At 72.1% G+C, this 573-nt stretch carries 1 protein-coding gene; it reads right to left on the reverse strand.

The annotated features are described in order from the left end of the window. A partial coding sequence (locus AC4D2R_RS18035) for an alpha/beta hydrolase (protein WP_490941476.1) occupies positions 1-573 on the reverse strand: 573 nt, incomplete at both ends.

Consider the following 573-nt stretch of genomic DNA (forward strand, 5'->3'; position numbering starts at 1 on the left):
ATGTCCTCGGGGTTGATGCCGTGTCCGCCGGGGCTTGTGGTGCGGTGGACGGTGGCGTTGCGGGCCTTGAGGTCACTGGTGAGGCGTTCGACGCTGGCCTGGGGGGCCATGGGGTCCGCTGCCCCGTTGTAGAGGGCGATGGCGGTGGCGGTCAGGTCGGTGTCGGGGGCGTGCCCGTCCAGGGGGTGCATGCCGGAGAAGGCCACCACCCGGTCCAGGGTTCCGGGGTGGAGCAGGGCGGTGGCCAGGGCGATGTTGGCCCCGTTGGAGAAGCCCACCGCGATGACCCTGCGTCCGGTGAGGTTGTAGGTGTCCCGGGCCCAGGTGAGGAAGGAGGTGAGTTCCCCGGCGCGGGTGATGACGTCGGTGGTGTCGAACACGCCCTCGCTCAGGCGCCGGAACCACCGGTTCAGGCCGTGTTCGCGCACCGGTCCGCGGGGGGAGAGGATTCCGGCGCCGGGGACCAGGCGCGGGGCCAGGGGCACCAGGTCCTCCTCGGTGCCGCCGGTGCCGTGGAGCAGCAGCAGCACCGGGGCCCCCGGATCGGTGCCGGGATCAAACACATGCGGCCAC

This window comes from Arthrobacter sp. TJ-217 (assembly GCF_058269255.1).